General features: G+C 62.3%; 23 protein-coding genes, 1 tRNA gene and 1 riboswitch. Of the genes, 9 read left to right on the top strand and 15 right to left on the bottom strand.

Annotated elements, in window-relative coordinates:
• Positions 1-160 precede the first annotated feature (160 nt).
• Positions 161-234: transfer RNA gene (locus NKI49_RS23515), tRNA-Gly, on the top strand.
• Between the two features lie 35 nt (positions 235-269).
• Here NKI49_RS23515 and NKI49_RS23510 read toward each other — a convergent pair.
• The 3 genes from NKI49_RS23510 to NKI49_RS23500 form a co-directional block, all read right to left on the bottom strand.
• Positions 270-1097: a Stf0 family sulfotransferase gene (locus NKI49_RS23510; RefSeq protein WP_352607793.1), complete on the bottom strand. Its 828-nt coding sequence runs from the start codon at positions 1095-1097 to the stop codon at positions 270-272.
• Positions 1098-1442: 345 nt separating this feature from the next.
• Positions 1443-1772, bottom strand: coding sequence for a protamine-2 (modular protein) (locus tag NKI49_RS23505; RefSeq protein WP_352607795.1), 330 nt, complete (start codon positions 1770-1772; stop codon positions 1443-1445).
• Between the two features lie 106 nt (positions 1773-1878).
• On the bottom strand, positions 1879-2868 hold the full coding sequence (locus NKI49_RS23500) for a LysR family transcriptional regulator (protein ID WP_352607797.1): 990 nt from the start codon (positions 2866-2868) through the stop codon (positions 1879-1881).
• Positions 2869-3180: 312 nt separating this feature from the next.
• On the opposite strand from NKI49_RS23500, the gene chvE reads away from it, so the two are divergent.
• The 4 genes from chvE (at position 3181) to araD1 (ending at position 8366) form a co-directional block, all read left to right on the top strand.
• On the top strand, positions 3181-4251 hold the full coding sequence (gene chvE, locus NKI49_RS23495; protein WP_352607799.1) for a multiple monosaccharide ABC transporter substrate-binding protein: 1071 nt from the start codon (positions 3181-3183) through the stop codon (positions 4249-4251).
• 99 nt (positions 4252-4350) lie between these two features.
• A complete protein-coding gene (gene mmsA / locus NKI49_RS23490; RefSeq protein WP_352607801.1) occupies positions 4351-5883 on the top strand; it encodes a multiple monosaccharide ABC transporter ATP-binding protein in 1533 nt (510 codons plus the stop codon).
• The gene (mmsB, locus tag NKI49_RS23485) at positions 5880-7172 is read left to right on the top strand and encodes a multiple monosaccharide ABC transporter permease (protein WP_352607803.1); all 1293 of its coding nucleotides are present in this window, start codon (positions 5880-5882) and stop codon (positions 7170-7172) included. Before mmsA ends, mmsB begins: the two co-directional genes overlap by 4 nt.
• Before the next feature lie 201 nt (positions 7173-7373).
• Positions 7374-8366 carry an AraD1 family protein gene (araD1, locus tag NKI49_RS23480; protein WP_352607805.1) on the top strand — a complete coding sequence of 331 codons (993 nt, stop codon included), beginning with the start codon at positions 7374-7376 and terminating at the stop codon, positions 8364-8366.
• A gap of 39 nt (positions 8367-8405) precedes the next feature.
• Here araD1 and NKI49_RS23475 read toward each other — a convergent pair whose 3' ends face one another.
• Complete coding sequence (locus tag NKI49_RS23475) at positions 8406-9179, bottom strand: ABC transporter substrate-binding protein (RefSeq protein WP_352607837.1); 774 nt, start codon at positions 9177-9179, stop codon at positions 8406-8408.
• A 100-nt stretch (positions 9180-9279) separates the two neighbouring features.
• Positions 9280-10374, bottom strand: a complete 1095-nt coding sequence (locus NKI49_RS23470) for a 2'-deoxycytidine 5'-triphosphate deaminase (RefSeq protein ID WP_352607807.1) — start codon at positions 10372-10374, stop codon at positions 9280-9282.
• A gap of 140 nt (positions 10375-10514) precedes the next feature.
• Positions 10515-10592: riboswitch (SAM riboswitch) on the top strand.
• Between the two features lie 56 nt (positions 10593-10648).
• On the opposite strand from NKI49_RS23470, the gene NKI49_RS23465 reads away from it, so the two are divergent.
• Positions 10649-11839: an O-succinylhomoserine sulfhydrylase gene (locus tag NKI49_RS23465; RefSeq protein WP_352607809.1), complete on the top strand. Its 1191-nt coding sequence runs from the start codon at positions 10649-10651 to the stop codon at positions 11837-11839.
• A gap of 30 nt (positions 11840-11869) precedes the next feature.
• On the opposite strand, the gene NKI49_RS23460 is transcribed toward NKI49_RS23465, so the two are convergent.
• Positions 11870-13021, bottom strand: a complete 1152-nt coding sequence (locus tag NKI49_RS23460) for a ceramide glucosyltransferase (RefSeq protein ID WP_352607812.1) — start codon at positions 13019-13021, stop codon at positions 11870-11872.
• A 230-nt stretch (positions 13022-13251) separates the two neighbouring features.
• Between NKI49_RS23460 and apaG the strand changes: the two genes are divergently transcribed.
• The gene (apaG, locus tag NKI49_RS23455) at positions 13252-13644 is read left to right on the top strand and encodes a Co2+/Mg2+ efflux facilitator ApaG/CorD (protein ID WP_352607815.1); all 393 of its coding nucleotides are present in this window, start codon (positions 13252-13254) and stop codon (positions 13642-13644) included.
• A 212-nt stretch (positions 13645-13856) separates the two neighbouring features.
• Here apaG and NKI49_RS23450 read toward each other — a convergent pair whose 3' ends face one another.
• From NKI49_RS23450 to NKI49_RS23440, 3 genes are all read right to left on the bottom strand, one after another.
• Positions 13857-14888: an Hsp33 family molecular chaperone gene (locus NKI49_RS23450; protein ID WP_352607817.1), complete on the bottom strand. Its 1032-nt coding sequence runs from the start codon at positions 14886-14888 to the stop codon at positions 13857-13859.
• A 129-nt stretch (positions 14889-15017) separates the two neighbouring features.
• Positions 15018-15929, bottom strand: a complete 912-nt coding sequence (gene argF / locus NKI49_RS23445) for an ornithine carbamoyltransferase (protein WP_352607819.1) — start codon at positions 15927-15929, stop codon at positions 15018-15020.
• Positions 15930-15945: 16 nt separating this feature from the next.
• Positions 15946-17145 carry an aspartate aminotransferase family protein gene (locus NKI49_RS23440; protein ID WP_352695781.1) on the bottom strand — a complete coding sequence of 400 codons (1200 nt, stop codon included), beginning with the start codon at positions 17143-17145 and terminating at the stop codon, positions 15946-15948.
• A gap of 356 nt (positions 17146-17501) precedes the next feature.
• Between NKI49_RS23440 and NKI49_RS23435 the strand changes: the two genes are divergently transcribed.
• Positions 17502-18020, top strand: a complete 519-nt coding sequence (locus NKI49_RS23435) for a GcrA family cell cycle regulator (protein WP_352607824.1) — start codon at positions 17502-17504, stop codon at positions 18018-18020.
• A 176-nt stretch (positions 18021-18196) separates the two neighbouring features.
• Here the strand turns inward: NKI49_RS23435 and NKI49_RS23430 are convergent, their stop codons facing one another.
• From NKI49_RS23430 to NKI49_RS23420, 3 genes are all read right to left on the bottom strand, one after another.
• Positions 18197-19201 (bottom strand): magnesium and cobalt transport protein CorA, encoded by a 1005-nt coding sequence (locus NKI49_RS23430; RefSeq protein ID WP_352607826.1) that lies wholly within the window; start codon positions 19199-19201, stop codon positions 18197-18199.
• A 93-nt stretch (positions 19202-19294) separates the two neighbouring features.
• Complete coding sequence (phoU, locus tag NKI49_RS23425; RefSeq protein WP_352607828.1) at positions 19295-20020, bottom strand: phosphate signaling complex protein PhoU; 726 nt, start codon at positions 20018-20020, stop codon at positions 19295-19297.
• A 114-nt stretch (positions 20021-20134) separates the two neighbouring features.
• A complete protein-coding gene (locus NKI49_RS23420) occupies positions 20135-21400 on the bottom strand; it encodes a sensor histidine kinase (protein ID WP_352695779.1) in 1266 nt (421 codons plus the stop codon).
• A 118-nt stretch (positions 21401-21518) separates the two neighbouring features.
• Here NKI49_RS23420 and ppk2 point away from each other — a divergent pair, with 118 nt between their 5' ends.
• A complete protein-coding gene (gene ppk2, locus NKI49_RS23415; RefSeq protein WP_352607834.1) occupies positions 21519-22421 on the top strand; it encodes a polyphosphate kinase 2 in 903 nt (300 codons plus the stop codon).
• A 114-nt stretch (positions 22422-22535) separates the two neighbouring features.
• Here the strand turns inward: ppk2 and NKI49_RS23410 are convergent, their stop codons facing one another.
• The 3 genes from NKI49_RS23410 to NKI49_RS23400 form a co-directional block, all read right to left on the bottom strand.
• Positions 22536-23282, bottom strand: coding sequence for an enoyl-CoA hydratase-related protein (locus tag NKI49_RS23410; RefSeq protein ID WP_352605539.1), 747 nt, complete (start codon positions 23280-23282; stop codon positions 22536-22538).
• Positions 23283-23296: 14 nt separating this feature from the next.
• On the bottom strand, positions 23297-23935 hold the full coding sequence (locus NKI49_RS23405; RefSeq protein WP_352605541.1) for an acyl-homoserine-lactone synthase: 639 nt from the start codon (positions 23933-23935) through the stop codon (positions 23297-23299).
• A gap of 95 nt (positions 23936-24030) precedes the next feature.
• A complete protein-coding gene (locus NKI49_RS23400) occupies positions 24031-24762 on the bottom strand; it encodes a helix-turn-helix transcriptional regulator (protein ID WP_352605543.1) in 732 nt (243 codons plus the stop codon).
• Between the last annotated feature and the right edge of the window lie 29 nt (positions 24763-24791).

The following is a 24791-nucleotide window of genomic DNA, read 5'->3' as shown; positions in this document are numbered from 1 at the left end:
TCCATCGCAGTGCTCCCAACCGAATCACAGCACCCAGCGAATCACACCCGAACGTCAATGCAAAATGCCCGAAAATCTCCGTTAACCTGAATTCCCAACCGTGTGTGAAGACCGCTTTGCGATTGCCCCAAGGCCGATCCTCATGGTAACGAGGGCACGCGCGGGTATGATGTAATGGTAGCCTGTCAGCTTCCCAAGCTGAACGCGCGGGTTCGATTCCCGCTACCCGCTCCAGCATATAGCGTAAGGCGTTGCGCCTGCTTTTAGAGTTAGCTGAGCCGCATCTGCTTTTTCAGAAGGAACCGGGCGAGATTGTCGATGTTCCGCGGCGCCATCTTGTCGGGCATGTGAGCCAGAACGCCCTTCGACTTGGCGTCGTCCTTGAACCGCTCCACCCACTCTTCGGTGTATGTGTCGCGTTGTAATCGCAAGTTCGTCTCGAACTCGCAGTCCGGCATTTCAACCGACAAAAGCCGGGCCACCGAGGCGAGGTAAGGACGGGGGTCGTCCACCAGATCTTCATAGAACAAGTGGTCGTAGGGCAAGTCGGCCATGCGCAGGTAGGCCTCCCAGAAGGCATAGCTCTGCTCCAGCCGGAAATAGACCTGGCAGAGAACCGCGAAGTCGTATTGCGGAACCAGATCCTTGCCGTCCATTGTGCTTTTCCAATGGCCGGTTACCTTCGCCCGACAATAAGAGATTGCCTGACGAAGGCGGTCCCGCCGCTCCAGCAGGACCAGGCCCATGGCATGGCGCCTGATGCATTCGGCGAGGAAGTCGGCTCCATATTTCGCTTGCGACCAGTGAAGGTGCCGCGGAAACAACTTTACGGCGAACCTGCCATTGGCGGTTCCACCGCGATCGATTACGGCGCGATGAAGGTCTTCGAACGATTTCGGCTTGAACCCCAGATGGTCCGGATCGAGCCATTCCCTGGACTTGCCCAAAAGTCCGGTGCTGTTTGCAAGACTGGCAAGCCATTCGGAGCCGCTGCGGGCCTCGGCCAATATTGCCACGCCCTTCCAGGCGTGTTCGGTCGCAGAGGCGACAGGGTCGGAATGACCGTCTTCAAGGCCCTTCGAGGCCATCACCGGCATAGAGACTCAGCCCCTCTCCTCGACGGCCATACGGCAGGAATCATAACTCCGCTTTAATGGGATGCAACGCGGAAAGACAGATTAGGGTTCCATAAATTCCGTCTCTTGAAGAATTTGCCTCCTTGGCGGTCCGCCCGAGGCCCGGCTGCGTGACAAAAATCAACCGCGATCCGTGGATGGCAGCATTTTTCCCAAGTGAAGGCACCAGCCACGCCGCGGTGGCCGGCCTTTCCGGCAGCGTGAGCGGTTCACGCAAACGCCGAGCCGCTCTCTCCTCTGTCTTGGCGCAACTCTGAACGGAAAGCCCGTTTTGGCACTTTCTCGGGAATCGCTCGCGCTAGCCGGTCAGAGCCAGATGCCGACCCATACGCGCTCGCGCCAGCAGCGAACACGGCGGCGGCCATAGCGCCAGTACCGACGGCAGACCCTTCTCCAAACGCGGCGCCGTCCCCGGCGGCGATGGTAGTAGCGTCGATGCCAGCGACGATGGGAGACCTGCTCCAGTTCGACCTGCTCGTCCCCTTCGAAGACGGCTGGATCCGGCTTGTCCAGTTCATCGAGAATTCCGTTGCCGGCGGGAACGCCGGCAACCGCCTTGCCGGATCCGGCTACGCTCGCAAGCGCCACTGCCCCCGCAACGCCAAGCATTCCAGTGAGAAACAACCGACGTTCCATCAAAACCTCCCGAGCTGTCGAACATCGGCACCTCGTTCCCTCGCCCCAAACAGGCTCCAGCGAGCACACCGACTGCATTGAACGCGCGGGCGCGATTCTCGTTCCATCACCCGACTTCGCGCAGGATGAAGTCGTGCAGCATCTTGGCCGCCGGCGACAGCACACGGTTCTTGACCGTGATGAGGCTGTAAGGCCGGACCTCGATGTCGAATTCTGTCTGGACGACGTCGATGGCGCCCGCCAGCCCATCGGGATTCTGGATGAATTTCGCCACCTGGATCGATACCGGTGCGATGGCATCGGACTGCGCGACCATAACCAGCGTCAGGAGCAGCGAACTGGTGTTGAGAATACGGTCCGGCAGGGCAATGTTGCGGTTGAGGAAATTGCTCTCCATCGCCTGGCGCAGCGGCGAGCCGCCCGACTGGAAGACCCAGTCGTAGGCGGCGGTGTCTTCCAGCGGCACCGCCTTGGTCCTGGTGAGCGGGTGGCCCCGGCGCACGATCAGGCAGGCTTTCTCGACGCCGATGACGCGGGACTCGAACAGCCGCGGATTAAGATCGTCGGGGATGCGCGCGATGATGAAATCATGGCGCGTGGCGATCAGCTCGCGCGCCAGCACATTCGAAGTTTCCACCTGCATGTTAATCTCGATGCGCGGATAGACGCGGCGTATTTCGCGGATTGCCGGCACCGCCAGTTCGATCGCCGGCGCCGTGACGGCACCGAGAAACACCGAGCCGCCCTTGCCCGCCTTGAGCTCTGAAATCTCGCGATCGACCTCGCGCATCTCCAGCAGGATCGAGCGCGCGCGCCTTGCCAGCGCCTTGCCGTAGGGTGTCAAGGTGACGCCGCGCGGCAGCCTTTCGCACAGTCTGACTTCCAGCACGGCCTCCATCTCGCTGATCATGCGGGAGGCAGCCGGCTGCGAAATGTTCATCACTTGGGCGGCCGCGCTCACGCGGCCATGGTCGTCGAGCGCGACGATCATGCGCATGTGACGCAGGCTGAGACCGCTGCGCAGCAGGGTTTCGCCATCGCCCGGCTTCTCGCTGTAATCGTTTGAAGCCGCGGCCGGATTTCGTAGTGCTGCCATGGCTTTCCTTGCTTCGACATAGAGCCGGACGGCATTCGATGCGACCTGTCGCGTCTCAATAACACATATCAATCATGGTATAGCAACCATCAAAGATCGCATTTGACAGTTATAGCAAAGAGCCACACCCTTCGCGCGTCCTGGGACGTGCCAGTCGATGACGAGGAAAATCGTGTCGATTGGAATCAGTGTCCTGGGGCCGATTGGGAGGATACCGGAGATCGATAGACGACAGTGGCGCTTGCGCTTCTGCTCGACTGCGCGGCCCGCGAAGCCCCGAGGTATCGCGTCCATCAACCAGGGAGAGTAATTGTGAAGATCATCAAGACGCTGGCCGCCGTCGCGGCCCTTGGCATCGCTGCCATGACCTATTCGGCGCACGCGGCCGACAAGGGTCTCGTCGGCGTGCTGATGCCCACCAAGACGTCGCAGCGCTGGATCAACGACGGCGACGCCGTCAAGTCCCAGCTCGAGGCTCTGGGTTATACGGTCGACCTGCAATATGCGCAGGACGACATCCCCAACCAGCTCAGCCAGCTGGAAAACGAAATCACCAAGGGTCCAAAGGCGCTGATCATCGCCTCGATCGACGGCACCACCCTGTCGGATGCGCTGCAGAAGGCCGCTGATGCCGGCGTCGTCGTCGTCGCCTATGACCGCCTGATCAAGAAGACGGCCAATGTCGATTACTATACCACTTTCGACAATTTCGGCGTTGGCGTGATCCAGGCGAATTCGCTGGTCAAGGGTCTGAAGGAGCGCTTCCCGAACACCAAGCCGTGGAACGTCGAACTGTTCGGCGGCTCGCCCGACGACAACAATGCCTTCTTCTTCTACAACGGTGCGATTTCCGTCCTGCAGCCGCTGATCGACGACGGCTCGATCAAGATCAAGTCCGGCCAGACCGGCATGGACAAGGTCGGCACGCTGCGTTGGCTCGCCGCTACCGCCCAGGCGCGCATGGACAATCTGCTCTCCGCCAACTACTCGGATGGCAGCCGCGTCGATGGCGTTCTGTCGCCCTATGACGGCCTGTCGCGCGGCATCACCGCCTCGCTGCGCGCCGTCGGTTACGGCACGGAGGCTCAGCCGTGGCCGATCGTGACCGGCCAGGACGCCGAGACCGCCTCGGTCAAGCTGATCATCTCGGGCGAGCAGTACTCGACCGTGTTCAAGGACACCCGCGAACTGGCCAAGGCCACCGTCGAACTCGTCGACAAGGTGCTCTCGGGCGGCAAGCCGGAAGGCCTCGATGAAAAGACCTACAACAACGACGTCAAGGTCGTTCCCTCGATCCTGTTGACGCCGCATGAGGTCGACAAGTCGAACTACCAGGCTCTGGTCGTCGACTCCGGCTACATCAAGGCCGACGAACTGAAGTAAATTCGGTTGCATAGCCAGGGGTCCTGCGCAACGCAGGGCCCCTTTTCGTTCACCAGCGACCCCGGTATTGTTGCGGGTCTCGCAGGAGCACTTTTACCCATGGCCTCGATGATTTTGGAGATGCAGGACATCACCAAGACGTTTCCCGGCGTCAAGGCGCTGTCGAACGTCAACCTACGGGTCGAGGAAGGCGAGATCCACGCCGTGGTTGGCGAGAACGGCGCTGGCAAATCGACGCTGATGAAAGTGCTGTCGGGCGTCTATCCCTCCGGCACCTATGACGGCCAGATTATCTTTCAGGGCCAGGAATGCCAATTCAAGGGCATCCATGACAGCGAACGAAAGGGCATCGTAATCATTCACCAGGAGCTTGCTCTGGTGCCGATGCTGTCGATCACCGAAAACATCTTCCTCGGCAACGAACACGCCCGATACGGCGTCATCGACTGGCACGCCAATGAGGCGCGCACCAGCGCCCTGTTGAAGAAGGTGGGCCTCAAGGAGGACCCCAAGACGCTGATCACCAACATCGGTGTCGGCAAGCAGCAACTGGTCGAGATCGCCAAGGCGCTGAGCAAGGAGGTCAAGCTTTTGATCCTCGACGAGCCGACGGCGTCGCTCAGCGAAAAGGACAGCCAGGCGCTGCTCGACCTTCTGCTCGAATTCAAGCGTCAAGGCATGACTTCGATCCTGATCTCGCACAAGCTCAACGAGGTGAACCGGGTCGCCGACAAGGTGACCGTCATCCGTGACGGGCGCACCATCGAAACCTTGGCCAAGAAGGACATCTCGGAAGACCGCATCATCACCTCGATGGTCGGCCGTTCGCTCGACGACCGCTATCCGCCACGCGAGCCTGACATCGGTGAAGTCGTGTTCGAAGTGAAGAATTGGTCGGTCTATCACCCGCTCCATGCCGAGCGGCAGGTGATCAAGGGCATCGACATCAATGTGCGCAAGGGCGAGGTGGTCGGCATTGCTGGGCTGATGGGCGCCGGGCGAACCGAATTCGCGATGAGCCTGTTTGGCCGCTCCTATGGCCGCCGCATCACCGGCGAGGTGCTGCTCAAGGGCAAGCCGATCGATGTCTCCTCGGTGAGCAGGGCAGTCGAGCACGGCATCGCCTATGTGACCGAGGATCGCAAGACCTACGGCCTCAACCTCATCGACCACATCAAGCACAACATTACGCTGGCCAATCTCGGCGGCGTGTCGCGCCACAGCGTGATCGACGATTTGCGCGAGCTTGCCGTCGCCAACGACTATCGCAAGCAGACCAATATCCGCGCTTCCAGCGTCTATCAGATGACCGGCAATCTTTCCGGCGGCAACCAGCAGAAGGTGGTGCTGTCGAAATGGCTGTTCGCCGACCCGGAAGTGCTGATCCTGGACGAGCCGACGCGCGGCATCGATGTCGGCGCCAAATATGAAATCTATACGATCATCGCGCGCCTCGCCGCTGAAGGTAAGGCGATCGTGGTCATCTCGTCGGAAATGCCAGAACTGCTCGGCATCACCGACCGCATCTACGTCATGAACGAAGGCCGCATCGTCGGCGAAATGCCCGCGGCGGACGCAAGCCAAGAAAAAATCATGCGCGCCATCGTTCGGGGAGAAGGAAAAGCAGCATGAGTACGGAAAGCGCCCCCGCCCCGCAGAGCAACGTCGCCGAGGATGTAGGGCAGCGTCCACGCATCGCCGTATCGGCGCTGACGACGAACCTGCGCGAATACGGCCTGATCCTGGCGCTGATCGCCATCATGGTGTTCTTTCAGTTCACCACGTCGGGAACGCTGTTCAAACCGGTGAACCTGAGCAACCTGGTACAGCAGAACTCCTTCATCATCGTGATGGCGCTCGGCATGCTGCTGGTCATCGTGTCGGGCCATATCGACCTCAGCGTGGGGTCCGTGGCCGGCTTCATCGGCGCGCTGGCGGCGATGATGATGGTGATCTGGCCGCTCGGGATATTCAGCAACCCGCTGGTGGTTTCGATCGTCTGCCTGATCGTGGGCGGCCTGATCGGCGCGGCGCAAGGCTACTGGATCGCCTATCATCGAATACCGAGCTTCATCGTGACGCTGGCCGGCATGCTGATCTTCCGCGGCATCTGCCAGGCGCTGCTCGGCGGCGGATCTTCGGTCGGGCCGCTGCCTGCCGGCTTCAAGGCGCTCAGCTCCGGCTTCATTCCAGACGTCATCGGACCGCTGACGCTGATCCCGCCAACGGTGAATGCAGCCGGCAAGACGATTTTGGGCAGCGGCTTGACGCTGCACATGACGACGATCGTGCTGGGCCTGGTCGCTGTTCTGGCCTATGCCTATTTCGGGCTGCGGACGCGACGCAAACGCGAACGCCACGGCTATGAGGCCGAGCCCTTTCCCCTGTTCGTCATCAAGACGCTGGTCGGCAGTGCGCTGGCGTTGTTCCTGGTCTACCAGTTCGCCAGCTACAGGGGCCTGCCGGTGGTGCTGCTCGTCATGGGCTTGCTGATCTCGCTGTTCGTCTTCGTCACCAAGCGCATGACGATCGGCCGCCGCATCTATGCAATGGGCGGCAATGCCAAGGCCGCGCAGCTGTCGGGCATCAAGACCGAACGGCTGACGCTGATGGTGTTCATCAATATGGGCGTGCTGTCGGCGCTTGGCGGCCTGATCATCGCGGCGCGCCTTGGCCAGGCCGTGCCGGCCGCAGGCCTCGGCAGCGAACTCGACGTCATCGCCGCGGTGTTCATCGGCGGCGCCTCGGCGATGGGTGGCGTCGGTCAGGTCATCGGCGCGGTGGTCGGCGGCTTTATCATGGGCGTGATGAACAACGGCATGTCGATCATGGGCGTCAATGTCGACTGGCAGCAAGTGGTCAAGGGCCTGGTGCTGCTCGGCGCCGTGATCTTCGACGTCTACAACAAGAACAAGGCTTGAACAGGCTTCAGGCCAGGCAAGCAGGAGGCATACGGTCGCGGCGCTGCCGGCATTCGCCGGCTCGAAGAAGTCCCCTCAGGGACCGGGCTCGCGAGCGCAATCCGGATGAAGAGTTCAACCCGTGGCGCGGCCAGTCCGAGCCGCGCAGTTTAGGGTTTGCCAAAAGGCAACCATGCCAAGACATATGAGAGAGGACTGATAATGCTGATCTCGCAGATTCTCGACGACGCCGAGACCATCCGTGTCGTTGCCCGCAACGGCGGCAAGACCCGGATCATCAACGGGGCGCGCAGCGTCTATTCGCTGGCGATGGAAGCCGCCCGCACCGGCGTCGGCCTCGCCGCGCTGATCGAGCGCAAGGGGCTCGGCGAGACGATCGACCTGGACGCCGCCTACAAGAAGGGGCGGCTTTTGTCGCCGATCAACCATCCCGATCCGGCGCATCTGCATCTGACCGGCACGGGGCTAACGCATCTCGGCTCGGCGGCGACGCGCGATTCCATGCACAAGAAGCTCAGCACCGATGGCGAGGAGCAACTCACCGATTCCATGAAGATGTTCCGCATGGGCCTGGAAGGCGGCAAACCCGCGAAAGGCCAGGTCGGCGTACAGCCGGAATGGTTCTACAAGGGCAATGGCACGATGGCCGTGGCGCCTGGCGCGGCACTGCTGTCACCGGCTTTCGCCAAGGACGCCGGCGAGGAGCCCGAGATTGCCGGCATCTATGTCATCGGCGACGACGGCGCGCCGTTCCGTGTCGGCTTCACGCTGTCGAACGAGTTTTCCGACCATGTCACCGAGCGTGTGAACTACCTTTTCCTTGCCCACTCCAAGCTGCGCAACGCCTCGTTTGGGCCGGAGATCCTGGTCGGCGATCTCCCCGCCGATGTCCGGGGCGCCTCGCGCATTTACCGCGACAGCAAGATGCTGTGGGAAAAGCCGTTCCTGTCGGGCGAAGCCAACATGTCGCACACCATCGCCAATCTCGAACACCACCATTTCAAATATTCGGCCTTCCGCCAGCCGGGCGACGTGCATGTGCACATGTTCGGCACCGCGACGCTGTCCTTCGCCGACGGTATCAAGACCGAAGCCGGCGACGTTTTCGAGATCGAAGCCACGGATTTCGGCCTGCCGCTGCGCAACCCGCTTGAGATCGAGCAGCCGGTGAAGGTGGCGGTGAAGGCGCTGTGATGGGGCGATCTCCCCACTCGCGGGGAGATCGGCAGTTTCTCAATAGATGTCGAAGTCGAAATACTTGGCCTGGATTTTCTTGTAGGTGCCGTCAGCGACGATGGCGTCGATGGCCGCGTTCAGCTTGTCGCGCAGCGCGGTGTCTTCCAGGCGCACGGCGATGCCGGCTTCGGTCTCCGTGCCCTTGACGTCGCCGACCATCTTGCAGCAGCCGTCGCTCGCCTTCTTCATCCAGTCCATCAGCACGAACTTGTCCGAGAGGACGGCGTCGAGGCGGCCGTTCTGGAGATCGGTGATCGCCTCTTCCTGGGTCGGGTAGAGCTTCGCCTCGGCGCCTGCCTTGCCATAGACGTCCTGGGCGTAGTTGGCCTGTGTTGTCGAAGCCTGTGCGCCGACCGTCTTACCGGCGAGTGCCGCCGGTTCGGTCGAGGCGATGTCGCTGTTCTTCAGGGCGACGAGCGAGAGCGGTGTCGTATAGTATTTGTGGGTAAAGGCGACCTGCTTCTTGCGCTCCTCGGTGATGCTCATCGAGGCGATGATGGCATCGAACTTCTTGGCCTGCAGGGCGGGAATGATGCCGTCCCAGTCCTGCGTGACGATTTCGCACTCGACCTTCATCTGCACGCACAGGGCGTTTGCGATGTCGATATCGAAGCCGACGACCTTGCCGTCCGACGTGATGGTGTTGAACGGCGGATAGGCGCCCTCGGTGCCGATCTTGATTTTTTCCGCCGCCTCGGCCGACAGCGAGCCGGCACCGAGCGCCAGCATGGCGGCCGCCGCCCCCGACAGGATCCATTTCGAAATCTGCATCTTCTTGTTCCCCTTGAGTGCCGTCATGTCGAGGCCGGCAACGGCAGCCAAGCATGGCCCGCCATGACAGGCAAGTATTTTGCCTGACTGGAATCGACGTTCAGCGCGCGGCGCGAAAATGCTTCGACAATTTCAGGCCCTGCGCCTGGTAGTTGGAGCCGAGATCGGTGCCATAGAGCGCCTGTGGCCGTTTCAGCATGTGTTCGTAGACCAGCCGGCCGACGATCTGGCCATGATCGAGAATGAACGGCACTTCATGGCTGCGCACTTCGAGCACCGCCCGGCTGCCGGTACCGCCAGCCGCCGAGTGACCGAAGCCTGGATCGAAGAAACCGGCGTAGTGAACGCGAAACTCGCCGACCAATGGATCGAAGGGTGTCATCTCAGCGGCGTAAAGCGGGGGCACATGCACCGCCTCCTGGCTGACCAGGATGTAGAACTCGTCCGGGTCGAGCACCAATTCGCCGGCGCCGCTCTTGTGGATCGGCTCCCAGAAATCGACGACCTCCTGTGCTGCGCGCTTGTCGACGTCGACGAGGCCGGTGTGATGCTTGCCGCGATAGCCGACCAGCCCGCTTTGATCGCCTTTGAGGTCGATCGACAGCGCGATGCCGCCGCCGGAGATGTTCGGCGGCTCGGTGGCGACAAGCATCTCGGCGCGATGCAACTCGCTCAGTTCGGCCTCCGACAAGAGCGCGTTGCCGGTGCGGAAGCGTATCTGCGACAGGCGCGAGCCAGTGCGCGCAACGATCGGGAAGGTGCGCGGGCTGACTTCGAGGTACAGCGGGCCATGGTAGCCGGCGGCGATCTTGTCGAACTCGTGGCCGCGGTCGGTCATGACACGGGTGAAGATGTCTAGCCGTCCGGTCGAGCTCTTCGGATTGGCCGAGGCGGAAATCTTCGCCGGCAGCGCCAGGGTTTCGAGCAGGGGCACGATATAGACGCAGCCGGTTTCCAGCACGGCGCCGTCGGCGAGGCTGATCTCGTGCAGCTTCAACCGGTCGAGTTTTTCCGACACCTTGTGGTTGGGCCCGGGCAGGAAAGAAGCGCGCACCCGCCAGGCCTTGTCGCCAAGCCTCAGATCGAGGCTGGCCGGCTGGATCTGGTCGGCATCGAGCGCGCGCGGCGACTTCAGCGCGCCGGACTGGAACAGCGCCGAAATGTCCTGATCGGGAAGAATGCCTGTCTGCCGCAAAGGCCGCCTGCTCCAAGACCGGGCGATTTCTTGTCGCAGATCCCTGCCGCAAAACCGTGGAACGCTTCTGCCGAACCTGCTTGGTACAACTCTCTTAATGAAGCCGACAATTGACGCAAGCGTGGCGCGGGTCTAAAGGGTCGTTATCCCGTGGTGATTTGGCCGGTCGGCTTGCAGCCACGTTAAACAAGTCGCTAAAGGACCGTCGGGCCGCGAGGCCGTATGGACCGGTTGCGACTTTCGCGGCCGGTTTTTTTGTGTCTGGAACAAAACAATGAGCACCAAGAAGCGTAACTGGAAACCTCAGACCGCACTCGTGCACGGCGGAACCCTGCGTTCCGGCTTCGGCGAAACCTCCGAGGCGATGTACCTGACCCAAGGTTATGTCTATGAAACGGCGCAGGCCGCCGAAGCTCGCTTCAAGGGCGAGGAACCGGGCTTCATCTATTCGCGCTACGCCAATCCGACCGTCGACATGTTCGAGAAGCGCATGTGCGCGCTGGAAGGCGCGGAGGATGCACGCGCCACGGCCTCCGGCATGGCGGCGGTGACGGCGGCGCTCCTGTGCAGCGCCAAGGCTGGCGACCACATCGTGGCGGCGCGCGCGCTGTTCGGCTCCTGCCGCTGGGTGGTCGAGACGCTGGCACCGCGGTACGGCATCGAGGCCACGCTGGTCGACGGCACCGACATCGCCAACTGGGAAAAGGCGGTCAGGCCCAACACCAAGCTGTTCTTCCTGGAAAGCCCGACCAACCCGACGCTGGAAGTCGTCGACATCGCCGCCGTCGCCGCGCTTGCCAATTCGATCGGCGCGCGGCTTGTCGTCGACAATGTCTTTGCCACGCCCTTGCAGCAGAAGCCACTGCAGCTCGGCGCGCACATCGTCGTTTATTCGGCGACCAAACACATTGACGGCCAGGGCCGCTGTCTGGGCGGCGTGATCCTGTCGGACAAGAAGTGGATCGATGAGAATTTGCACGATTATTTCCGCCACACAGGTCCGAGCCTGTCCCCCTTCAATGCCTGGACGCTGTTGAAAGGCCTGGAGACGCTGCCCCTGCGCGTGCGCCAGCAGACGGAGAGCGCCGGCAAGATCGCCGATTTCCTGGCCGAGCAGCCGCAGATTGCCCGCGTCATCTATCCCGGCCGCGCCGACCATCCGCAGGCCGATATCGTCAGGAAGCAGATGTCGGGCGGCTCGACGCTGATCTGCCTCGAGGTCAAGGGCGGCAAGCAGGCGGCCTTCGCCTTGCAGAACGCGCTGGACATCGTGCTGATCTCCAACAATCTCGGCGACGCCAAGAGCCTGATCACCCATCCAGCGACAACGACGCACAAGAATTTGAGCGACGAGGCGCGGGCCGAACTCGGCATCGGGCCGGGTACGCTCAGGCTGTCGGTCGGCCTGGAAGATAGCGACGATCTTCTGGAAGACATCGCACAGGCGTTGAAGGCCGCAATATAGGATCGGCCCAGGTAGCGCGCCTGGCTGCCATCAGGCACTCGACGGCGTCTCTTCCAGTTCGGCGGCCTTGGTGCCAATGGTCATCGCGTTGCCGCGCCAGTCGACGGCGCCGCCAAGCCAGCCGCGCGCCCACATCCCCGGCACGATCATGTCGCGCATCATCATAGCCGCGATCATGCGCGGCGACAGGTGCCAGCCCTTGCCCCAAGCCAGGGCGCATTCCGGAAGATAGAAGGCCGCCAGCACGGCGACGAAGGTCAGCGGCAGGCTGAAACCGGCACTCGCCGCCGCTACCAGCGCAAGCACCAGCGGCACCGCGGCGCCGGTCAGGATTTCGGGCGCGAAGAAGAGCGGGAAGGTGACGCGGCGCAGTCGCGCCCAACGGGCCTGGCGCGACCAGATCTCGCCAAGCGTGCGCCGGCCGAGCGGCTGCTCGAACGGCGAGGAAACGAGATTGACGCGCAAGCCGAGGCCGTTCACCAGTTTGGTCGCGGCGGCGTCCTCGGCGATCTCAGCCGCCAGCGCGCGGATGCCGCCATTGGCGTCGAGCATCGGCTTGTTCCAGAGCATGCTCTTGCCCTGCGCGAAGCCAAGGCCGAGCGCCTCGCCGGCATATTGCCAGCGGGCCTGCAGCGTGTTGAGGAAGGCGCATTCGACATCGGCCCAGAACCCGTCGGGCCGGGAGCCGATCGGCGTCGAGCAGACAAGACCGGTTTCCGGCCCCCATGCCGCCAGCAGATGCTGGACGTAATCCCTCGGCATCAGCACGTTGGAATCGGCAAGGATAACCCAGTCGTGGCGCGCCGCCTCCCATCCCTTGACGCAATTGTTGAGCTTGGGATTGGCGCTGACGCGGTCATTGCCGATCAGCAAGCGGGCGGGCACGGCGGGAAAGCGGGCGGTGGCGGCGCGGATCAGTTTGACCACCGGATCGTCGGCATGGGCGACACAGAAGATCAGTTCGTAGCGTGGCCAGTCGAGCGAGAAAGCGCGTTGCAGCGTCTCGCGCGTAAACGGCTCGACGCCGCGCGAAGGCACGACGATCGACACCGGCATCGGCTTGCCGGTCGGCGGTGCCATGATGTGGCGTCGCCTCAGGCGCGAGGCGGCGAGCACGATGCTGGCGATGTTCAAGACAATGAGAGCAGTAGAAAGCGATGCGGCTATGAGAGCGAGTTCCATCGAGATCCGGTCACTCCACAAAAACCGGCCCGCGCAGGGCCGTTTTCGACAGTTCGACAGAGCGCCCGAGTCGCCCGGCGGTGGTTGGCGCACACCATCATTGTCATGTGTCACTTAAATGACATTGTTTGTCGGCACCTGCCCCCTCAGGGTTGGCGACAAAGGCCGCGCTCCGTTGACCGAACCGCGGAGAGCGCCGAAAGTTCCGCCTGGATTGTTTGGAGCCGCTCATGTATCGCGCCGTCACGCGCCAGATCGAAGTGCAGGTCAGGCCATTTTACCTCGAGGATCGCTCGGATCCTTCGGAGAACCGCTATGTCTGGGGCTACCACATAACGATCGACAACCAGTCGGACGAGTTCGTGCAACTGTTGTCGCGCTATTGGCACATCACCGACGGCACCGGCCGGGTCGAGGAGGTGCGCGGCCCCGGCGTGGTCGGCGATCAGCCCGAGCTCAATCCCGGCGACAGCTATCAATACACGTCCGGCTGCCCGCTCCCGACGCCGTCAGGTATCATGGTCGGGCACTACACGATGCGCAACAAGCGCGGGGAGACGTTCGACGTCGCCATCCCCGCTTTCTCGCTGGACCTGCCGGGCAAGCGGCGGACGGTGAATTAACGGTTGGCGAAGGCTCCGACGACAGCGTTTTTCTCCCGTCATTAACGGCGAGAAATGTCCGGCAGGACAATGAGAGGCAGCATCGGACTCGCGGGATCATCTCCAATGCACAACCGCGCCTGCGGACGCGAGACAATCGCCCAAAAACCAGCGCCGCCCCTCATCCACCCTCCGGGCACCTTCTCCCCGCAGAACGGGGAGAAGGAAGGTGCTTATTGAGCCGCGAATTCCGCGGGGTCGAAATCGTACTGCGTCGAGCAGAACTCGCAGGCGACATGGATGCCGCCATCTTCGGTGCTATCCTTGATCTCCTGCGCCGAAAAGCCCTCGAGGATGCCACGGATCTTGTCCCTGGAGCATGAGCATTGATCGGTGACGGGGACGCCGCCGAAGACGCGTACGCCATGTTCGTGGAACAGACGATAGAGCAGCCGCTCGGCGCCGATCGTCGGATCGATCAGTTCGGTCGGCTCGATGGTGCCGAGCAAGGCCAGCAATTCCTGCCAGGAATTGTCGGCTGGGTCGTGGATCTCGTCGCGCGGATCGCCGTCGCCGCCCGGCAGGTCCGGAATGCGCATGCGCTCGGGCGACTGCGGCAGGAACTGAGCCAGGATGCCGCCGGCGCGCCACTGTTCGCGCGCGCCGCCGACGCTTGGCGTCAACAACTTGGCGACCGAGAGCCTGATATCCGTCGGGATCTGTTCCGATTGGCGGAAATAGGTGCGTGCCGCGTCTTCCAGCGTTTCGCCGTCGAGTTGGACGATACCCTGGTAACGCTGCGTATGAGCACCCTGATCAATGGTCAGTGCCAGCACGCCGCTGCCGAGCAGCGTCTGCTGAGACGTTTCGCCGGCTGCGACCAACGCCTCTAGCCGGTCGGCGTCGAAACGCGCATAGGCCCGCAGCGCCGAGGGCGTCGAGAAATCCGCGACCAGCATGTCGACTGGCCCGTCGGTGCGGGTCTGCAGGATGAACTTGCCCTCGAACTTGAGCGAGGTACCGAGCAGTACCGTCAGAACACAGGCTTCCGCCAGCAGCCGGGCGACCGGCTCGGGGTAGTCGTGACGGCCGAGAATGGCATCGAGCATCGGCCCGAGTTGGACGGTACGGCCGCGCACGTCGAGCGGACCGACCTCGAAGGGCACGACGTGGTCGTCGCCGGCATAGCCGAACTCGCCGAGTTTGGGATGATGTTCAGTCACTTGATAAGTTTCCAACATGACAAGGCTCCAGGGCGCGGCCATGCCGCCCTCTCGGGAGCATGCGACGAAACGCGCTTGATTTGCGTGATGCGGCGCAGATAGGCATCGCACTCGCGCAGATCAAGCTCGCAGACACTTCAGGCGCCAAGACACTTCAACCGCCAAGACACTTCAAGCGCCAAGACACCAGGCAAGCACGGCCTTCTGCGCATGGAGCCGGTTCTCGACCTCGTCGAAGACCACCGAATGTGGGCCATCGATGACCTCGTCGGTCACTTCCTCGCCGCGATGCGCCGGCAAACAATGCATGAACAGCGCGTCCGGCTTTGCCTTGGCCATCAGTTTGGCATTGACCTGATAAGGCGAGAACACGTTGTGGCCGCGGGCGCGGTGCTCCTGGCCCATCGACACCCAGCAGTCGGTGACGATGCAGTCGGCCTGGTCGACGGCTTCCTCGGGCGAGCGGGTGAATGAGAGCTTGCCGCCATGCGCCTGCGACCAGTCGACATGCTTCTGTGCCGGCTCGCTGCCTTCTGGCACGGCGACGTTGAGGTTGAAGCGGAACCGCGCCGAGGCCTCGAGCAGCGAATGCAGCACATTGTTGCCGTCGCCGGTCCAGGCGATGGTCTTGCCGGCAACCGGGCCGCGATGCTCCTCGAAGGTCATGATATCGGCCATCAGCTGGCAGGGATGGGTGTCGTCAGTCAGCCCGTTGATGACCGGAACGGTGGCGTTCTCGGTGAGTTCGAGCAGCCGCTCATGCGAGGTGGTGCGGATCATGATCGCGTCGACGTAGCGCGACAGCACCTTGGCAGTGTCGGCAATGGTCTCGGAGCGGCCGAGCTGCATTTCGGTGCCGGTCAGCATGATGGTCTCGCCGCCAAGCTGGCGCATGCCGACGTCGAAGGAGACCCGTGTGCGCGTCGACGGCTTGTCGAAGATCATGGCCAGCACCTTGCCTTCGAGCGGCTTGGTCCGCTCGCCGGCCTTTAGACGTGCCTTTCGCACCACGGCATCGTCCAGCATGAAGCGCAGGTCGCCTTCGGAAACAGCGGAAAGATCGGTGAAGTGACGAGGGCTCATCGGCATGTTTCCGGGATTACTTCGCGGCGGCGGTGGCGATCGCCTCCGCCAGGCCCTTGGCGCTGGCGCGGATGCGGTTGAGAGCTTCGTGGATCTCGGCGTCGGTGACCGTGAGCGGCGGCAGCAGGCGAATGACATTGTCGCCGGCCGGGACAGCCAACAGATGCTGGTCGCGCAGCGCCATGTTCACCTTGGTGTTGGGCATGGCGCATTTAAGGCCGAGCATCAGCCCGCTGCCCCTGATGTCCTCGATGATTTCGGGAAACTCGTCGGCGACAGACGCCAACCCCTGCTTCATCAGCAACGCCTTGCGCTGGACGTCTTCCAGGAAGCCGTCTTCCAGCACCACGTCGAGAACGGCGTTGCCGACCGCCATGGCCAGCGGATTGCCGCCGAAAGTGGTGCCATGCACGCCTGCGGTCATGCCGACAGCCGCTTCGTCGGTGGCAAGGCAGGCGCCCATCGGGAAGCCGCCGCCAATGCCCTTGGCAATCGCCATGATGTCGGGCGTGACGCCGGACCATTCATGCGCGAACAGTTTTCCGGTGCGGCCGATGCCGCACTGGACCTCGTCGTAGATCAACAACAGGCCGTGCTGGTCGCAGAGCTGACGCAGCCGCTTCAGCGATTGCGTCGGCACCGGGCGGATACCGCCCTCACCCTGAACCGGTTCGATAAGGATCGCGGCGGTTTCCGGATTGATCGCCTTCTCGGCCGCGTCGATGTCGTCGAAGCCGACCTGGTCGAAGCCCTCGACCTTGGGTCCGAACCCCTCGAGATATTTATACTGGCCGCCGGCCGCGATGGTCGCCAGCGTGCGGCCATGGAAGGCGCCTTCAAAGGTGATGACGCGGAAACGCTCGGGATTTCCCTTGACGAAATGATAGCGCCGCGCCGTCTTGATCGCGCATTCCAGGGCCTCTGCGCCGGAATTGGTGAAGAACACCTTGTCCGCGAAGGTGACCTCGGCCAGCCGCTCGCCAAGCCGGCTCTGCCCCGGAATCTCATAGAGGTTGGAGACATGCCACAGCTTTGCCGCCTGCTCGGTGAGCGCGGCGACCAGATGCGGATGGCTGTGGCCGAGCGAATTGACCGCGATGCCGCCGGCGAAATCGAGATATCGCTCGCCCTTGTCGGTAATCAGCCATGTGCCTTCCCCGTGGTCGAAGGCCAGGGGTGCCCGAGAAAAGGTCTCGTAAAGCGCCGAACCGCTCATTATATGCGTCTCCGGTACCGGAAAATCAAAAAGCCGCCAAAGCGGCGGCCTTTGCGGCTTATCGGGTTTTTCGGCCATGAAGTCAACGAAAACGTCGCGTAGTGCCACGCGGCAAGCCCTCCGACGAGACGCCGGGTCATAAGCGACCGGGCAAGTTGGGGAAAACCGAAAAAACTGATTCGTGTTGCGCCCGGGACTCTTGTCACCGAGTCAGCGCATAAGGTAATTGTAGTCGGGAAATAACTAGATTTCGTGCGGCGGACCTAATCACCAGATATATGTGGTGTCTGCCCCAGCAGTGGTGCTGGGTCGGGAATGGATTCCGAGTGCCGCACGCTTAGCAGGAGCGCGGTCTCATGAACTGGACTGACGAGCGGGTCGAACTTCTCAGGAAACTGTGGTCGGAGGGTCTGAGCGCAAGCCAGATTGCTGCCCAACTTGGTGGGGTCAGCCGCAATGCCGTCATCGGCAAGGTGCACAGGCTGAAGCTGTCGGGTCGCGGCCGCGCAACGGCGAGCCCCGCGCGCCAGAAGAAGGCGACGCAAGGATCGACCGTTCAGAAATCGGTGGCGCGGGCGGCAAGTGCCACACGCCACGTCACGACATCGATCGGCGCGACGGCCCTGCAGACGCAGTTCGACGCCGAACCGGTGGCGCGCCACTATATCCGCCCGGTCGAGAATGTCGTGGTGCCGATCTCGCGGCACCTGCAGCTCGTCGAGCTGACCGAACGGACCTGCAAATGGCCGAACGGCGATCCGCTTTCCGAGGACTTCAACTTCTGCGGCAACGAAGCCGCCGAGACCGGCCCCTACTGCAAATACCACGCCCGCGTGGCGTTCCAGCCAGCGGCGGAGCGGCGGCGCAATCGATAGGAAATAAGGGAATAGGGCAGTAGGGCAGTATGTGTGCAGAAAGCCGCGCTCACGAGATGCCATCCTACTGCCCTACTGCCCTACTGCCCTACTGCCCTACTGCCCTACAGCCCTACTGCCCTACTGCCCTACTGCCCTACTGCCCTACTGCCCTACTGCCCTACTGCCCTACTCTCTCACAGCCACCCGTTCTTTCGAAACCGCCAATATAGAAACGCGCAGATCAGCGCGATCGCGGCCAGCACAACCGGGTAGCCATATTCCATCTTCAGTTCCGGCATGTCGGTGAAGTTCATGCCGTAGATGCCGGCGAATGCGGTCGGCACGGCCAGGATGGCCGCCCATGAGGCGAGCTTCTTCGAGATCGCCGTTTCCTGACTCTGGCCGACCAGCAGACTCGCCTCGAAAGCGAACGCCAGCACTTCGCGCAGGCTGTCGATCTTTTCCTGGACGGTGCGGATATGGTCGGTCACGTCGCGGAACAGCGGATGCATGGCCGTATGGATCTGCGGCAGGTCGGCGCTGGTCAGCCGGCGGCAGACCTCCACCAAGGGAAGCGCGGCATTGCGCAGGCGCAACAGATCGCGACGCAGCATATAGAGACGTTCAATGTCGGGACCGGTCATCGGCTTCAACAGAACCTTGTCCTCGATCGCCTCGACCTCGTCCTCGATCTGCTCGAGCACGGGCATGTAGTTGTCGACGATAAAATCGAGAATGGCGTAGAGGACGAAATCCTCGCCCTTGGCCAACGAATGCGGACAGCTTTCCCAATGCTGGCGCACGGCTGCATAAGACGTGGATGGACCGTGCCGGACGCTGACGATGTAGCCGCTGCCGACGAACAGATGCGTCTCGCCGAAGGTGACGCGGCCCTCGATCAGCTGCGCGGTGCGGGCGACGATGAACAGCGCATCGCCATATTGCTCGATCTTCGGCCGCTGGTGCGGATGCTCTGCATCCTCGATCGCCAGCTCATGAAGATGGAATTGCGCCTGGACGCGCAGCAAGAGGTTGCGGTCAGGCTCAAGCAGGCCGATCCAGACGACATGGCCAGACTTCTTTGCCCATTCGCCGGCCTCCTCAATCGGAATGTCGGCGATACGATGCCCGGCCATATAGACGCTGGAGGCAATGATGCCCGATGCGGACGCGGGCTTGAACTCCCGGACATATTCCATCGCAGCCTCCCGAAAGCATGGCTTTCACTGGGTAGAAGCTTAACGTCCGGGTAGCTTAGCGCAAGATGATCAAGCGTTCGAGAGGACGTGCGTTCACTTCGCCGGCGTCGTCACGGGAAGCCCGATCTTGTCCGTCTTGTCGCTCTTTGGCCGTTCGGCCGGCATCTGGTCGCCGGTGACGATGTAGTAGATCGTCTCTGCGATGTTGGTGGCATGGTCGCCGATGCGCTCGATGTTCTTGGCGCAGAACAGCAGATGCGTGCACGGCGTGATGTTGCGCGGATCTTCCATCATATAGGTCAGCAATTCGCGAAACAGAGAGGTGTACATGGCGTCGATCTGGTCGTCGCGATCACGCACAAAGCCGATCTTGTCGACAGAGCGCGATGCATAGACGTCGAGTACTTCCTTGAGCTGCGTGAGCGCCAGGTTGGCCAGCGCCTCCAGGCCACGGAACAGGCTGGTCGGCTGGCGGCCATCGGTGACGGCGACCACTCGCTTCGCGACGTTCTTGCCGAGGTCTCCGACCCGTTCGAGATCGGCGGAAATGCGAATGGCGCCGACGATCTCGCGCAGGTCCGTTGCCATCGGCTGGCGCCTGGCGATGATGATGATCGCCTTGTCGTCGATTTCGCGCTGCCCCTCGTCGAGTACGGCGTCATCGCGGATGACTTTCTGAGCCAGTCCCGGGTCGGCATTGACCAAAGCGGCGACCGCCTGTTCGACCATGCGCTCGGCATGGCCGCCCATTGCCGCGAGGCGCTTCGACAAATATTTCAGCTCCTCGTCATAGGCGCTGACTATATGCACGGATTGCATGGGCTAAATGCCTTCCCACGGGGTCTTGATCTTCGAGTCGTTTCGTCGAATCCCCGCTGATACGCTAACCGGATGACAGAAAAAAGAAACGGCTAGCTGGAAACTAGCGCGACGTCAGCCCGCCGGCAAATGAACCGAGAAGGCGGCCCCCTCTCCGATCTCGGACTTGATGGTCAGCCTGGCATTGTGGCGCGTCAGGATATGTTTGACGATCGACAGGCCAAGACCGGTGCCTTTCTGGGTCCGGCTGGTCTCGACGTCTATGCGATAGAAGCGCTCGGTGATGCGCGGAATGTGCTCCTCGGGAATGCCGGGACCAAAATCCCTGATCGTCACGTCGATCCCGGGTTCGGGATCGGCATCGCTGTGCGCGATCGACACCACGACGCGGCCGCCCGACTGGCCATATTTGCAGGCGTTCTCCAGCAGGTTCTCGAAGACCTGGAACAATTCGTCGCGATCGCCCGGCACATCAAGCGGGCCCTCAGCGAAATCCCGCTCGATGACGACGCTGTTTTCCCGGGCAAGGGGGGCGAGCGAGTCGATGACGCTGTCGACGATCTGACCCAGATCGACCTCGGTTCCCGGTCTGAGATAAGGCTTCATCTCTAGCCGCGACAGTGACAAGAGGTCGTCGATCAGGCGTGCCATGCGGCCGGTCTGGTTCTGCATGATCTGCAGGAATTGATCGCGTGCCGCCGCATCGTTGCGGGCCGGGCCGCGAAGCGTTTCGATGAACCCGGCGATCGAGGCGAGTGGCGTGCGCAATTCGTGGCTTGCGTTCGCGATGAAGTCCGCGCGCATGCGGTCGATGCGTCGTGTTTCGCTCTGGTCCTTGAACACCAGCACGTAGAGATCGGTGCCGTGGCCGACCGAAGACGCGCTGACCCGATATGCCCGTTCGACCGGAAGCTTCTCGGTGTAGTCGACGATATCCGAGGCGACATCGCCCGACAGCACGCTGTCCAGCAACGCCTGCATTTCCGGCGCCCGGAATTTCAGCGGCAGCGATATGCCCGGGGCGATCCCGCCAAAGGCGGCAAAGGCAGCGGCGTTGGCATGGACGATGGCGGCGGTCCGATCGAAGATGATCAGCGGGTCGGCAACGGCCGCCGCCAGATACTCGCCGGAGAGCCGCTGCAAACCGACTGTCTCGGTCGCCGCGGCGCCCTCGGCCGATCGGTGCGCGCCGGCCATCGGCAACATTGCCGCTGCAAACAACAGCAGCAATGCCGGGACCAGCACGTAGGCGGAGATAGCTGCAAACGCAAAAGCGATCAGAACGGCTATCACAGCCGCGGCAAGGAGCCAGCGGCTGTTCCACAGCCGGGCGGCCATGGTTCGCGCCGTGCCTTTCTGCTCTGCGTCCCGGTCAGTCATTCGCTCGCGCGCCGCGCCCATGCCTTCCCCACCGGTCGAGCGGCGACGGAAACTTCCGCTGGACCGCTCCGGAGGCTCCCAATAGCATGAGTCCGGATGCTTAGAAGGGTTCGTCTCGATGAAAAAAGCCAAGGATAGTCCCGCCGCGCCGACTTCAGGCCCGTTGAAGATCAGGATCGACGGCAAGGAACGGGAGTTCGACATCGAGAATCCCACGCTGCCCGACTGGGTCGAGGACAACAAGCTGGCCGCCGGCGGCTATCCCTACGACAAGAAGATGAAAGGCGGCGAGTATGACGAGACGCTGGAGAAATTGCAGATCGAGCTGGTCAAGGCGCAGGCCTGGCTGCAGGCGACCGGCAAGCGGGCGATGGTCCTGTTCGAAGGTCGCGATGCGGCCGGCAAGGGCGGCACGATCTTCGTGCTGCGCCAGTATCTAAACCCGCGCACGGCACGCAACGTGGCGTTGACCAAACCGACGCCGACTGAACTTGGACAGTGGTACTTCCAGCGCTATGCCGACCATTTCCCGACATCAGGCGAATTCGTCACCTTCGACCGCTCCTGGTACAACCGCGCCGGCGTCGAACCGGTGATGGGCTTCTGCACGCCGGAACAGCAGCAGAAATTTCTGGACGAGACGCCGCATTTCGAAAGGATGATCGTCAATGACGGCGTCCACTTCTTCAAGTTCTGGCTGAACATTGGCCGGGAGACGCAGCTCGAGCGATTTCACGATCGCCGCTACAGCCTGCTGAAGAGCTGGAAGTTTTCGCCGATCGACATAGCCGGCATCACAAAGTGGGACGATTACACCAAGGCGCGCGATACCATGTTCGAGCGCACCCATAAGGAGTTCGCCCCATGGATCATCGTGCGCGCCAACGACAAGCGACGCGCCCGGCTGGCGGTGATGCGGCGCATCCTTCTGTCGCTGCCCTATGAGGGGCGCGATCTCGATATCATCGGCAAGGAAGACAAGAAGATCATCGGCGAAGGGCCGTCATTTTTGAACGAATAAGCCGGCTTGAACGAATAGGCTGGCCCGCAGAATGCGGGGCTGGCCTGGTAAAATAAGACCGACGTTTCCGCCGCGCGGCCTTAAGCCCGCGCGGCGCAAGGTCATCTCGACGTGTCAGGCCGCCAGCCTGGCAATCCGCTGCAATCGCCGCAGCGTGGTGTCGTCCTGCAGCGCTTGCTGGAACAGCGATATCTCCTGGTCGATCCGGTCGCAAAGCTCGCCGGTGTTGCCCTTGAGCAGGCCGCGCGTCTGCAGCAGGGCGGCGACCGGCTTCCTGGCGAGTTGCCTTGCCCGGCCGAGAGCAGCTTGCTCCACGTCCTCGTCGGCGATCTCGGCGACCAGGCCAAGCGCCCTGGCGTCCTCGGCGCGAAGCGTGTCGCCAAGGCAGAAGAAGCGGAAGGCGCCCGCATAGCCGAGCTTCTGCGGTGCAAGAATGCTGGTCGCCGCATCCGGCACAAGACCGAAATCGACGAATGGCACCCTGAAGGTGCTTTTGGCCGAGGCGATCACCATGTCGCAATGGAACAGGATGGTGCAGCCGACGCCGACGGCATCGCCATCGACGCAGGCCAGGATGGGCTTGGGAAACGTCGCCAGCGTGCGGAACATGTCGGTTACGGCGGCAATCAGCTTCTGATGCTTGGAAGCGTCGAGAAATTCGGAAAAATCGCCGCCGAGACAGAAGCAACCTGCCAGGCCACGCAGCACCACGACACGCACCTCGTCATTCTCGGCGGCGTCATGGAACGTCTTGGCAAGGCTTTCATAGGCCTTTCTGTCGAGCACCGGCCGGCCGTCATTCGACGACACGGTGACGATCAGCGTGTGGTTGCGCAGTTCGGGTTGCGGGTGCTGGCTCATGGCCGTCCCCGATCTCACGACGCTCGCCTTTGCCCGAACATATCGGGATATCCCCTGGCCAGAACCGGGGCAAAATGATTGCGCCTCGAACGCACCACGTCCAGCGTGTGCTCGTTGAATGTGAGCAGCGTCGCGACGACCTGCTGGTTGCCGTAGGTGCGCTGGTAGCCCAGCGGCGTCGCCAGGAAATGCAGTTGCAATGCACGCAGGACCCACATCGGCTCGAATTCGATGATCACTTTGTCGACGCCGCGCTTCAGCCCCCATTCGACGAAGCCGGCTATCAACTCCGTGCCGACGGTCGAGACGCCGCGACGGCCGTCGCGAAAGCCGGGAGCGACCGCATAACGGGTCAATTCCCAGATGTTTGCACCCGATGGCGGTGTTCCCTCTGAAAGGTCGTTCAATACCTCGGTGAGCAGATGCGGCCGCGTGGTCGGCAACATTCTCTGATAGCCCGCGACTTCGTTGCCTCTGATAACTATCTGATGCACCGCCTCGTCATGATCGAACTGGTCGACCTCGAACCCGTCGGGGCGCCGCAGGTCGTCCCATCCCATCTCGTCGACAAAAATCTGGTAGCGCAGCCGATGGACGGCCTCCCAGAGATGTGGGCGTTCCATCAATTCCTGGGTTGTGAGGGAAAAAAGCATTCGCCGTCTCCTGTTCAAGAGGAAGATACGGCCGGGCATAGACGAGAAAATTACGTGATCACGTAGGCAGGAATTTCTAGGCCGGCACGGCCGACCTAGCTAATATAGCCGCGCCTGATCGCCTCCGCGACTGCCTGCACCCGGTTGACGGCACCGAGTTTGCTTTTGGCGTTAAGAAGGTGTTTCTCCGACGTGTGTTCGGAGATGCCGAGAATCTGCGAAATCTCCCATTCGGACTTGCCGACGGCCGCCCATTGCAGGCATTCGCGTTCGCGCGGCGTCAGTTCGATGTGGTCGATGGTCTTGTTGGCCATGGTGTGGAGTTGCATGGCGCGGCCGACCGCATAGGTCGACACCAGCGACACTAGGCCGAACTCGGCCGCCGACAGTTCCACGGCTTCGCCGCCCAGCGACACCATGACGATCTGCCCGTCGAGCGTGATCAGCGGGAAAGCCAGCCCGTCGCGAAGCTTGAAGGCGCCAGCGTCGCCCATCACCTTGCCGCTGCTCTTGTCGATACTGCCGCCCTGCGCCGCATCGCGCCACTGAAACGGCGCCTGCAACTGCTTCATGTGGCTGACCACCGGATCGTGATCCACATAGTTGCGAGCCACGTAGCGCTCAAGCCATTCCACGGGCCAGTCGCAAAGCAGCACATGCTGCTTTTGCTGGCCGGCCGGCGTGCCCGGCTGCGGAACGGTTCCGGCCATCAGCGCGGTCAGGCCGAAATCCGACGTTATGCCCAGCAGCTTTTCGCAAACCGCCGCCGCCGTTCCGGCGTGCTGCAGCTGATCTATGTATTCCAGCGTGCGATCGAACTGACTCATCGCAACATCAACCCCATGTTGCCTCTTGC

The organism is Mesorhizobium sp. M0587, from assembly GCF_040320945.1.
Classification (GTDB): domain Bacteria; phylum Pseudomonadota; class Alphaproteobacteria; order Rhizobiales; family Rhizobiaceae; genus Mesorhizobium.
This window is presented reverse-complemented; position numbering and strand designations above follow the sequence as displayed.